The sequence below is a fragment of the Parasediminibacterium sp. HNIBRBA5674 genome, from assembly GCF_056745525.1.
On sequence record NZ_JBQWIE010000059.1, the window covers coordinates 1 to 9,793 of the forward strand.

Sequence of the window (9,793 nt, forward strand, 5' to 3'; positions counted from 1 at the left end):
AAATGTTTTCTATCCAAAACGTTCGCCTTTACTTAATAAGTATGCAAAAAATAAATTTAGATGCGTTTGCCCTGCTTGCTACTAAACTAAATGACTCATTAGCAAATGAAGAACGATATTTAGGTGCATTGGAAATAGACAATTCTCTTGAACTGCATTGGTGGTTATATGGCGAATGTATTGGACCAAAATTTAGATTACTCAATAAAGAAATTAATATTCTTATTGACAACAATGAACCTGAAAGTTTGGAATATGTAGAAGATATAAAACAGCGTTTAAAAGGTATTCCATTTGACAACATTAATACTGAATTTTCAAATTATCGCCATAGCATTTTTGACGATAAACATAATTATGAAAATGCAAAAAGAGCGACTGAATGGAAACAAGGAATGGATTCTATTTTCACAACGATTACTGACGAAATAATTGGAAAGCTAACAGACACAGCACCTGATTTGACAGACAAACTTTGGTCTATCAATCAAACTTTTATAAATGCCCAAACAGGAGAACAATATGCTCAAGCAATGACCTCTTGCAGAAGAGTTTTTGAATATGTTACAGACTGCTTGTTTCCTGCCACAAACGAAATAATAGAAGGACATTCATTAAAAAAAGACAAGTATAAAAACAGGCTTTTAGAATTTGCCAAACGAGAATTTAAAAGTGAAACAAATATTGACCTAATTGTTGCCAATACTTCATCACTATTTGACGAATGGAATAAGCTTTATGAGCTATCAAACAAAGGAGTTCATAGTGACCCACATAGACAAGAATGCAGACGTTGTATTATTAGGACAATTTTATTGTTAGACGATTTAATTGCTATAAAAAGGACACCTTTTGAAGTTAATGTGAAAGGTGAAAAATTTATTAACGACTTTATGGAAAGACACAATGCCAGCCGCTAACATTGGGTTTTGTACAAGTTGGGCAGACGGAATAACAATGAGCATTTGTAATTCTGTTCAGCTTTTGTTCGGGCTTGACGTACATCGCTGAACTTTTGTTCTTAACTTCAACTTTATATTTTCAATCAGCAGCGGTTACGGGCAGACGGAATTCTATTTCCCAAACTGCAGCAAGCCCTGTTCGTTGGTGGCAATATTACCAAACCTATAACCTAAAGACAAAACAAATAAAGTAGAGACATTAATATGACAACAACTTGCAAAAACTGCAACCAACACTTTAAAGGAAAATTTTGTAATCATTGTGGACAATCAGCAGATACCCACGATATAAATTTTCATTTTTTATGGCACGATATCCAACACGGACTATTGCATTTTGATAAAGGTATTTTTTACACAATTAAACAACTTTTTACTAGACCAGGCTACACCATAAGAGAATTTATTGAAGGACAAAGAGTAAAACACTTTAAACCAATTTCGTTAGTTCTTGTTTTAGCGGGTATTTATGGACTTTTAATGCACTATTTAGATATTCCTTCATTTATTCAAATTAGTGGAGACACCGAAGAACAAAAAGTAGTTGATATTAAAAAGATAACTGAATGGATAAGTTCTCACTACGCATTTACTTCATTGTTGTTGTTGCCAATTACTTCACTTGGAACATATTGGGCTTTTAAAAAAGAAAAATATAATTTCATTCAACATTTAGTTTTAAACGCATTTCTTTCAGGTTTACATATTATATTGAGAATTGTGTTTTTGCCTTTTTTATTTCTTTTTGACAAAAAAGATGGAATGTCAATCTTATCAATTCCTGATTTAATTGGTGCAGGATTTACTATTTGGGCTTTATATCAATTTTTTGATTACTTGCCTAAAAAAACAAGAATATGGAAAGTAATATTGTCTTATATATATTTGGGGATATTGTTTGTCTTCTTTGTTTTTTTAATCGGAATAATTGTTGGAGTATTAATTTCAAAAATGAAACACGGATAAAAAATACTGCCACCAACAGGGGTTTTGCAAAAGCTGGGCTGAAGTGCTAAATTGAGCATTTGAAATTCTAATGAACATTGTGCTAAATTTGAACATTCGTACTTCTAATCCCAGCCTTCGCAAAGCCCGAAACCGTTGGCTGTAAGTTTAGACAGACCTCAATAATCATCAAAATAAAATATGACAAAGATAATTACATTTTTACTTGTGACACTTATCGCAATTACTTCTTTTGGACAAACTTTTGAAGGAAAAATTGTTTACAAAAACACTTACAAAAGTAAAATGCCAAATGTAACAGACGAGCAATTCACGACAATGATGGGTTCGACGCAAGAATATTTTATCAAAAATGGCAACTACAAATCAGTATCAAATGGTTCATTTTTTCAGTGGCAACTTTATGTAAACAAAGACAACAAACTTTACAGTAAAATGTCAAACTCTGAAACTTTGCTTTGGAATGATGGTGCTACAAATCCTGACGAAATTTTAAAAGCAGAAGTTAATAAAGGAGTGATAGAAATCTTAGGCTTTAAATGTGACGAACTTGTTTTGACTTGTAAAAGTGGAATACAAAAATACTATTTCAATACAAAGCTTTCGGTTGACACAAAACTATTTGCTAATCACAAGTTTGGAAATTGGTATGACTTTCTTTCAAAATCAAACTCATTACCATTGAAATCTATCATTGGCAATGGACAATTTACTTTGGAAAGTGTTGCAACAGAAGTAAAAGAAATGAAACTTGACAAAACGTTTTTTGAATTATCAGCAGACATAAAGACAATGAAAAGTCCTTATTGACGAGAAGAAAACCTACAGCCAACATGGGGTTTGCTGCAATTTGGGCAGACGAAATATGCCTCAACATTTGTGCTACTATTTAGCTTCAGTTCCAGCTAGACGTTATAAATTTGGCATTTGAACAAAACATCAGCAATATTGCAATTATTGGGCTTTGGTTACGGGCAGACGGAATTCTATTTCCCAAACTGCAGCAAGCCCTAGTCGTTGGCTGCTATACGACCACATAATTATGAAAATATTTTCTATCATACCACTTTTGATTTGTTTAGGTTTTGGCAATTGTCAAAACCGACGACCAGAAAGTAAACTTACAAATGACAATAAAGTAAGCAATAAAAAAAATCCAATTACTACGGACACAACTATACGACCATTTAGGATTTTGTGTATTAACCCTCAAGAAGTCAGAATGGGAGCACCTTACAATAGTTGTAGCCTTGAACTTGCAGGACAAGACAAAATCAAACTTCCAAAAGCCAATTGGCAAGACAAATATGCGTGGACAAATGATTCTAAAAAACTTGTTTTAATAAAATGGGACTTTGAAAAAAATGAACCTAGTTTTCATTTATTTTTTATTGACATTGAAACTAGTAAGACATTAGAAAGCAACAGAATTTTTGGACTTCCAAATAGTATTTCAATTGTTAAAAATCAAGTAACCATAAAGAAATTTCTATTTGACAAAACAAAATCAATAGCAGGAAAACTTTGTTGCGAAGTCACCGAAGAATTTGAATTCCCTTTTTAAAGATGTACAGCAGCCAACATTGGGTTTTGTGCAAGTTGGGCAGACGGAATAACAATGAGCATTTGTAATTCTGTTCAGCTTTTGTTCGGGCAGGACGTACATCGCTGAACTTTTGTTCTTAACTTAAACTTTATATTTTCAATCAGCAGCGGTTCCGGGCTGACGGAATTCTATTTCCCAACCTGCACAAAGCCCTGCTCGTTGGTGGCAATTTTAGAAAAACACACTATTTAGAAAATGGAACCTGAAAAAATTTGCTTTGTAATGATGCCTATCTCTGACCAAGACAGTTATGAAAATGGACATTTCAAAAGAGTATATCATCATTTAATTAGACCAGCTTGTGAAAAGGCAGGTTTTAAAGCAATTAGAGCTGATGAAGAAAATAAGACAAACTATATCGTAATAGACATTATTAAGAAAATTATAGAAGCTGACATCGTAGTTTGCGATTTGAGTGCTAAAAATCCAAATGTACTTTACGAACTTGGACTAAGACAAGCATTTAATAAAAAATCTGTTTTAATAAAAGACAATAAAACAACACGAATATTTGACATTCAAGGGTTGAGAACTATTGATTACGATGAAAAATTACGAATTGACGAAGTTGAACAAAATATTTCATCTATTGCAAATGCCTTAAGAGAAACTGCTGCTGATAATAATAATGACATCAATTCCTTAGTACAGTTGCTTTCTATAGTCCCTGCAAACATTCCAAACAACATAGAAATTTCTAAAGAATCAAGTTTAATTCTTGATGCAATTAATGACTTGTCAAACAGAATTAACAGACTTGAAAGTGATGACTTTTTACAACAAAAAAGTATGAGTGAAAATAGTTCACAAGGAACTTTTTTAATAAATGGAAATAGAGCAAGTATTGGGACTCAAATCTATGATGGGAAAGGTAATTTATTAGGCAGACTTGCAGACGTTCATCAAGACGCAATATTTGTAAAGCTTGGAGATAAAATTTCAAAAATACTAAAGAAAGACCCAGCCTATCAAAATATTGACTTACTACCTTTTTAGACAAAACTGCCACCAACATAGGGTTTGGCATTATTGGGGCTGGACGAATATTGCCTCAACATTTGTTCTTTATTGTGCTTCAGTTCGGGCTTGACGTTATAAATTTGGCTTATGAATAAAACATCAGCAATATTGCAATTATTGGGCTTCGGTTATGGGCTGACGGAATGCTAATTCCCCAACAAACGCCAAGCCTTTTTCGTTGGCTGCTATATTAGCTCACATTTTGTCGGTTCGACAAAACGCAATTATAAGTAATTGTTAGACAATGGCTTTTTAGAGTAGAGTATTGATTATTTACACCATAGCATCGACCATTTACATTCAAGCATTGATGCCTTACAACTTGACAATGGCTCTTTACATTCACTCATTGACAAAGTAAATTCTTGCATAAATAAAAAACAGTCCTGCAATTTTAAATTGCATTCACACAATTTATATTTACTGTTTGACAATGATTAATTACATTCACTCATTTTAATATTACATTCACACAATTACACATTAACTTTGTGCATTGACAAGTTACATTCACACAATAATAACTTCAATATGCTCAATTTAGACTTACAACACATCTTTGAGGCTCGTGGCATTGACAAACCATACGCCTTTTTAGTAAAAGCAGGTTTCACTGCACACACAGCTACTTCAATTTGTAGCAGCTCGACAAGAGCCTTCAAACTTGACCATATTGAGTTACTCTGTAAGGCTTTGGTGTGTGAACCAAACGATTTACTTTCGTTCACAGCAGACAAAGGAGAAGTTTTAACAGCAGACCATCCTCTATTAAAACTTCAACACTCAAACACAGAACAAAACTGGAGAAAAACTTTAGCGACAATTCCATACAACCAACTTAAAGAATTGGGCAAAAGTTTGACGAAGAACGTATAAAAAATACAGCAGCCAACATCAGGTTTGGCATTATGGCTGCTTGACGTTGTAAGCCTCAACTTCAGTTCGCTATTCATCTTCAGTTCGGGCTTGACGTTATAAATTTAGCTTTGTGCAAACATCAACTGTATATCTTTGTTCAACAGCAGTTCCCAGCTTGACGTTTTTCAAATACAGCCACAACGCCAAGCCTTTTTCGTTGGCTGCTATGCTTCCAGACACACCCTAATAAATTATAGTATAAAAATGAACGACATCAATTATTATTACCTTGACGGTATCGCCAAAAAAGGTCCTTTCTCAAAGGATGAGATAATTTCTCAAAATCTTATACCGACAACACTTATTTATTTTGAAGGTCTTGCCAATTGGACACCAATTAGCCAATTCGAAGATTTAAAGCAACCGATTATTAGTGAGCAAGAACCTATTAAAACGGAAAATGTTATCGACCCATTAACTATTTCTCAAAGACCCAAATCGGAACCAAAAAAACTTAAAATACCTTCATTTTTATTTTTAATAGTTGCTCTAAGTCTGACAACATTTTTATCATATCTCTATACCAACAACAAAAAAGAGAAAGATTTAAAAGATATTGAAACAAAAATTGATGTTGTACTACAAGGAAAAGACGAAGTATGTGATTATAAAAACGAAGGTGTAAGAGGAAAATTGAAAGACCCAGAATTATTTACACCAAGTGATAACGAAGGGAATCGTTTAGTTGAATATTATGAATGTGAAAATGGCGGTTGGACGGTTTTGACATTAAAGCGACTTAATAATGGTTTTGAATACACAGAAAGTTATTCTACAAATATGGGCTTTAAAGTTCCTGAATCAAACTACAAGCCAGGCGTAGATTTTGGTTATGGCTATAGTTCGTCAGGTTATAGTATTCCAACGCATCGAGGGACTGTACAAAATGCGTACAAGGAGGCGATGTATTACATTTCTAGCGAAAAAGAAAATAAATCTTATGTAGCAGGCAGTTATATAAAAATTAAAACCTTTGATGAAATTAGCACAGACTTTTACTACATTTCAAATATTCAACCGACAAAATATACTGACGGTTCAGTTTATGCAAAATCGTGGAAAAGTACAGGCGAAGCATCTGTTTTTAATAACGATTGGATTGTTTGGTACAAAAGGGACGGCAAACATCTTGAAATTGTAGAAAGACAAAATCAATTTAATAAAAGTTGGTTAACCTACTCATTAATAACAGGACTCATTGCGACAATTATTTTTTTCTTGTTAAAATATAGAAAGAGAATAGCGTTACAAGTGACATAGCACAGCAGCCAACATTGGGTTTTGTGCAAGTTGGGCAGACGGAATAACAATGAACTTTTTGTAATTCTATTTGGCTTTTGTTCGGGCAGGACGTACATCGCTGAACTTTTGTTCTTAACTTCAACTTTATATTTTCAATCAGCAGCGGTTCCGGGCAGACGGAATGCTATTTCCCAACCTGCACAAAGCCCAAAACCGTTGTGCGTCAGCTTAAACAGACACACCAAATGGAAAAAATAATCATAAATGATAATCTCTTAAATTTTCATCAACTACCTCTTGGACAGAAAAGTTATGAAATAGATTGGGCATTGAAACCTCACAGAAATCAGTTTATTAAAAAAACTAAATCTAAAATAAACATTAGCATAGAACGAAACACCTGGATATGTGAGACTTTGACAACTCAAAAACTTTGGGAGGATATTATGGGAACTAACCCATCAAAGTTTAAAGGACAGAATAAGCCGATTGAAAATATAAGTTACAATGAGATTAATAGCTTTCTTTACAATTTAAATAGTATAACTAATCGAAATTTCAGACTACTCACAGAAAGTGAGTTTATATATGCTTGTATTTTAAATTATGATGACGATTTCGATGACAAATTAAATGAAACAATTTGGTTTGAAAGTAATAGTAATAGCCAAACCCAGCCAGTTTGTTCAAAACCATTGGGCAGACTAAATTTATCTGACTTATTAGGTAATTTATATCATTTTGTTGACAATGACACAACAAATTTATCAAAGGAAAAGTGTTTATATAAAGGAGCTTGTTGGTCAACACAGAGACTTTGGGTTGACAAAGACTATAACTTGACGATTGATAAAAACTATAAAAATAATACAATTGGTTTTAGATTAGTGCTGACTTAAAACAAGAAAGCCGAACGCACAACATTGGGTTTGCTGCAATTTGGGCTTGACGTTATAAGCATCAACTTTTTGTTCGCTATTGTGCTTCAGTTCCAGCAGGACGTTATAAATTTGGCTTGTGAACAAAACATCGGCAATATTGCAATCATTGGGCTTCAGTTATGGGCTGACGGAATTCTATTTCCCAAACTGCAGCAAGCCCTACTCGTTGGGCGTAAGCAATCCGAAAACTTAACTTTGACAAATTAATTCAGCATCATAGCTAAGACTTTTTAAATTTGCTGAATGAAACCTCGTTTATATTTTGACACATCAGTTTTTGGTGGTGTTTACGACAAAGAATTTCAAGTTGAGACAGAACAACTTTTTGAAATGGTAAAAGCTGGTGAAATAACTTGTGTTTACTCAGACTTGACAGAATTTGAGTTGGAAAATGCACCTGAAAAAGTAAAAGAACATTTTATAAATCTACCAAACGAGCATATAGAGTTTGTTGAAATTACCGAAGAAATGGACCAACTCGCCAATGACTACATAAATGAAAAAGTAGTTGGAGAAACAAGTATAGACGATTGTAGACATATTGCTTGTGCGACTATAAAGAAAGTTGATTATTTAGTAAGTTGGAACTTTAAACATATCGTAAACGTTTTTAGAATAAGAGGCTATAACTCTATAAATATAAAAAGTGGGTATTCCCAATTAGACATACGTTCACCAAAAGACATCATAAGAAATGAAAAATAACGAAGTTGCAAAAGTTAAAGAATTTGACACAGTTAAATTCTTTAGAGCAGTTAAAGAAAAGATTGCTAATGAAACAAAAGGTATGACTTTCGCTGAGTTTAAGCAACACATAAGCAATAGAAAATTAAAAGCTGCAAGATAATTTGCCTACGCCCAACAGAGGTTTGGCAATAGTGGGGCGTGACGGAACTCGTATTTCAACTTTAGGAACTTTGTTCAACTTCGGTTCCAGCTCGACAGAACTCAACCGAACAGCAGGAATTTAAACTCAACTTTTTATCACCATTCAACGGCAGACGGCCAAGCGTGACACAACTCAAAGCCCCACCATCGCCAAGCCTTTTTCGTTGTGCGTCACCTTTTTCAGCTTCCTTCTTTCTAACCGACAAAAAAATAAAGTTTCTAATTATAGAAACAACCTTTATCTTTGTGAAAACTTTTTTAGTTGCAATATTTTCAGACACGATTTTTAGAAGAAGCAGATAAATTCATTGCCGGACTTGATGCAAAGGCGGCTAGAAAAGTTTTCTACAACATTGACATAGCTGAACAAAGTAATGACCCAAAGCTTTTCAAGAAACTTAAAAAAGATATTTGGGAATTTAGAACAAAGTTTGGCGGCGTACAGATTAGGTTACTTGCATTTTGGGACAAAGACAACGAAACTGAAACATTAGTTTTTGCAACTCACGGTTTTATTAAAAAAGTGGACAAAGTGCCAGCAAACGAAATTGAAAGAGCGATTAACATTAGGAAAAAATATTTTGAAAACAAACTTAAAAAATAACATTATGGCAAAGACAGCAATGAAATCATACTCACTTGCCGAAATGAAAGATAAATATATCGGCAAGAAAGGTACAAAAGATAGAGACCTGTATGAATACGAACTTCGTATGGACGTTTTAGGCCGAATGATTAAAACTGCAAGACAACAACGTAACCTGACACAAGAACAATTAGGAGAACTTGTTGGTGTTCAAAAAGCACAAATCTCAAAATTAGAAAGCAGTGCGAATAGTGCAACAATTGACACAGTATTAAAAGTTTTTAAGGCACTGAGAGCAGATATTCATTTTAATGTAACGCTAGAAAAGCAATATTTACAACTTGCTTGATAACAAGGCGAACGCACAACATCGGGTTTTGCGCAAGTGTGGCTGGACATTGCAGCAATCATCAGCAGTGTATATCCCAGCACCGGTTTCGGCGGACGGAATTCTGCCGGGCAGTAGTTCTAAACTTCAACTTTTAGTTATACTTTAGCTTCAGTTCCGGGCGGACAATTGGTAAATTCCACACCTGCAGCAAAGCCCCGCGCGTTAGCTGTAATTTTATGCGACACATCCTTCTACCGTCTTGTCCTAAAATAGGTTTACACTAAATCATTAAAGTGTAAATTATGTCAAGAGTTATTATTCAAAAGTCGCAAC

At 33.9% G+C, this 9,793-nt stretch carries 13 protein-coding genes; 12 read left to right on the top strand and 1 reads right to left on the bottom strand.

Features of this window, described 5'->3' with window-relative positions; translation table 11 throughout:
- The 10 genes from ACT9TX_RS17730 to ACT9TX_RS17775 all read left to right on the top strand — a co-directional run.
- A partial coding sequence (locus ACT9TX_RS17730; RefSeq protein ID WP_481340318.1) for a hypothetical protein occupies positions 1 to 920 on the top strand: 920 nt, incomplete at its 5' end.
- A gap of 246 nt (positions 921 to 1,166) precedes the next feature.
- Positions 1,167 to 1,928, top strand: a complete 762-nt coding sequence (locus ACT9TX_RS17735) for a DUF3667 domain-containing protein (RefSeq protein ID WP_481340320.1) — start codon at positions 1,167 to 1,169, stop codon at positions 1,926 to 1,928.
- Positions 1,929 to 2,108: 180 nt separating this feature from the next.
- On the top strand, positions 2,109 to 2,738 hold the full coding sequence (locus ACT9TX_RS17740) for a hypothetical protein (protein ID WP_481340322.1): 630 nt from the start codon (positions 2,109 to 2,111) through the stop codon (positions 2,736 to 2,738).
- Positions 2,739 to 2,970: 232 nt separating this feature from the next.
- Entirely contained in the window at positions 2,971 to 3,492 is a 522-nt protein-coding gene (locus ACT9TX_RS17745) for a hypothetical protein (RefSeq protein WP_481340324.1), read from the top strand.
- A 237-nt stretch (positions 3,493 to 3,729) separates the two neighbouring features.
- Positions 3,730 to 4,530 carry a hypothetical protein gene (locus tag ACT9TX_RS17750; protein ID WP_481340326.1) on the top strand — a complete coding sequence of 267 codons (801 nt, stop codon included), beginning with the start codon at positions 3,730 to 3,732 and terminating at the stop codon, positions 4,528 to 4,530.
- Positions 4,531 to 5,085: 555 nt separating this feature from the next.
- Entirely contained in the window at positions 5,086 to 5,430 is a 345-nt protein-coding gene (locus tag ACT9TX_RS17755; RefSeq protein ID WP_481340328.1) for a helix-turn-helix domain-containing protein, read from the top strand.
- A gap of 246 nt (positions 5,431 to 5,676) precedes the next feature.
- Positions 5,677 to 6,732, top strand: coding sequence for a DUF4339 domain-containing protein (locus ACT9TX_RS17760; RefSeq protein ID WP_481340331.1), 1,056 nt, complete (start codon positions 5,677 to 5,679; stop codon positions 6,730 to 6,732).
- A 227-nt stretch (positions 6,733 to 6,959) separates the two neighbouring features.
- Complete coding sequence (locus tag ACT9TX_RS17765) at positions 6,960 to 7,613, top strand: formylglycine-generating enzyme family protein (RefSeq protein ID WP_481340333.1); 654 nt, start codon at positions 6,960 to 6,962, stop codon at positions 7,611 to 7,613.
- A 285-nt stretch (positions 7,614 to 7,898) separates the two neighbouring features.
- Positions 7,899 to 8,360, top strand: a complete 462-nt coding sequence (locus ACT9TX_RS17770; protein ID WP_481340335.1) for a PIN domain-containing protein — start codon at positions 7,899 to 7,901, stop codon at positions 8,358 to 8,360.
- A complete protein-coding gene (locus ACT9TX_RS17775; protein WP_481340337.1) occupies positions 8,350 to 8,502 on the top strand; it encodes a hypothetical protein in 153 nt (50 codons plus the stop codon). The genes ACT9TX_RS17770 and ACT9TX_RS17775 overlap by 11 nt, the downstream gene beginning before the upstream one ends.
- A gap of 61 nt (positions 8,503 to 8,563) precedes the next feature.
- Here the strand turns inward: ACT9TX_RS17775 and ACT9TX_RS17780 are convergent, their stop codons facing one another.
- Positions 8,564 to 8,824 (bottom strand): hypothetical protein, encoded by a 261-nt coding sequence (locus ACT9TX_RS17780; protein WP_481340339.1) that lies wholly within the window; start codon positions 8,822 to 8,824, stop codon positions 8,564 to 8,566.
- Here ACT9TX_RS17780 and ACT9TX_RS17785 point away from each other — a divergent pair.
- Positions 8,806 to 9,147, top strand: a complete 342-nt coding sequence (locus ACT9TX_RS17785) for a type II toxin-antitoxin system RelE/ParE family toxin (RefSeq protein ID WP_481340341.1) — start codon at positions 8,806 to 8,808, stop codon at positions 9,145 to 9,147. The genes ACT9TX_RS17780 and ACT9TX_RS17785 overlap by 19 nt on opposite strands.
- 4 nt (positions 9,148 to 9,151) lie before the next feature.
- A complete protein-coding gene (locus ACT9TX_RS17790) occupies positions 9,152 to 9,478 on the top strand; it encodes a helix-turn-helix domain-containing protein (RefSeq protein ID WP_481340343.1) in 327 nt (108 codons plus the stop codon).
- The last annotated feature ends 315 nt before the right edge of the window (positions 9,479 to 9,793 follow it).